The following is a 2,002-nucleotide window of genomic DNA, read 5'->3' on the forward strand; positions in this document are numbered from 1 at the left end:
GGTCGCCACCTCAACCAGCACGATCTGGATGAAATTCGTCAGATCACTGCCGACCATTGGGATAAGGGGCGCACGGCGATCTCAAAAATTCTCTGCCAGCGGTGGCAATGGCGACAACCTAATGGCCAGTTGAAGGACATGGCCTGCCGGAGCCTCCTGCTCACCCTGGAGAAAAAAGGCGAACTCACTCTACCGCCCCGGCTGCAGGAAACCTATCGTTTCCCGCGGCGGGCAGATCGCCGTACCTATGCAATTGACACCACGGAAATGGCTGGTGCTGTTTCTGCGTATGGCTCTTTGACAATCAAGATGGTTCGTCAAAGCCCCGATGAAGGGCTTTGGGATTACCTGATTGACCGTTATCATTATCTGGGCTCCCCCTGGATCGTCGGCTCATCGCTGAAGTATCTCGCCTACCTTGACGATCGGCTGGTGGCCTGTCTCGGTTGGGGCTCCGCCGCCTGGAAAGTGGCATCTCGCGATCAACTGATTGGCTGGAATCGTGAGCAGCGGGAACGCAACCTGTCCCAAGTGGTGAACAATGTTCGCTTCCTTATCCTGCCCTGGGTCAATATTCGTCATCTGGCCTCCAAGGTTTTGGCTCTCAACACTCGCCAGCTGGAGCGGGATTGGTTCTCCTTTTACCGGGAGCCCATCTGCCTGCTGGAGACTTTTGTGGAGACGGGGCGCTTCCAGGGAACCTGTTACCGGGCCGCCAACTGGGCCAAAGTGGGCGAAACCACCGGTCGCGGTAAATATGACCGCCACTACCAACGAAATGAGCCGGTGAAGGCTGTCTTCCTTTACCCGTTGAACAAAAAGTTCAGGGAGCAGCTACGTGGCTGAAGAATATACGCCCCTGGACCTCCAGATCAGCGACGCCGAGCTAGAACGGTTGCCCCCTTCGGCTCTGCGACTAATTATCCGCACACTGCTGGATCATATCGCCAGGCAGGACCAGCGAATACGAGAACTGGAGGCCGAGGTCAGGCAACTCAAGGCCAGGCTTGACCAAAACTCGTCCAATTCCAACAAGCCGCCCTCATCCGATTCGCCCTACCAGGAAAACACGCCTAAACCCAGCAAGAGGATATCCGGTGGGCGCAAGGGCCACAAAGGGCACCGCCAGCAGCTCATGCCACCGACAAAAACCGAGATCGTTCATCCTGGCCCGTGTACCTGTGGCTGCCGGACGTTTACCAAGTTACGTCCTTACCACACCCATCAGCACATCGAGTTGCCTGAAATTGCGATGACCGTCATTCATTTCATCCTCTACCGGGGCAAGTGCTGCAACTGCGGGAAAACCGGCAAAGGATATACACCAAAAAGATTTCGAGCCGGCTTTGGCCCACGACTTTGTGCCCTTGTAGCCGAGATCGGCGGCATTGAGGGGAACAGTCGACAGGCTATCCAGTCTTTTTGCTCCTCGGTGCTGGGCATCAGTATCAGCCTTGGAGCCATCCAGAATATTATCGACCGGGCCTCCAAAGCAATCCACCCTCATTACGAGGCCATCGGCGAAAAGGCACATGCTGCCAAGGTCAACCATGTTGACGAAACCCCATGGAAAAACAACGGCAAGCTCAACTGGCTCTGGGTAATGGCCAGTTCGGTAGTCGCCTATTTCATGGTCCACACCCATCGTTCCAAGGACGCCTTTGCGTCTTTGGTCGGAGGTTGGGAAGGCATCCTGGTCAGTGACGGCTATCGGTTGTATCAAAACTGGGTGCATGCCCGCCAAACCTGCCTGGCCCACCTGATCCGCCGGGCCAAGGGAATGGCCGAGCGAAAAGATCCCGAACTTGCTCGATGTGGAGCCTGGGCCAGAGATGAATTACGCCGTCTCTGCAGGATGGCCAAGGATCCACCAACAAAAGCCGAGTGGAACGCATTTTATGCCCGGCTCAACCGGTTGATCGCGCTGTATATCGATTCCGACAGTGAAGCGGGGAAGCTTGTCCGCCATCTCGATACGGAAATGGGTTCATTATTTACCTTC

The 2,002-nt window shown here is 55.8% G+C and carries 2 protein-coding genes; both read left to right on the forward strand.

Translation table 11 applies throughout. The annotated features are described in order from the left end of the window. A partial coding sequence (locus JWJ90_RS22540) for a Druantia anti-phage system protein DruA (protein ID WP_205229467.1) occupies positions 1-846 on the forward strand: 846 nt, incomplete at its 5' end. Next, on the forward strand, positions 839-2,002 hold a 1,164-nt coding region (locus JWJ90_RS22545), incomplete at its 3' end, for an IS66 family transposase (RefSeq protein WP_205229468.1). The genes JWJ90_RS22540 and JWJ90_RS22545, both read left to right, overlap by 8 nt.

Source organism: Desulfobulbus rhabdoformis (assembly GCF_016919065.1).
Classification (GTDB): Bacteria; Desulfobacterota; Desulfobulbia; order Desulfobulbales; family Desulfobulbaceae; genus Desulfobulbus; species Desulfobulbus rhabdoformis.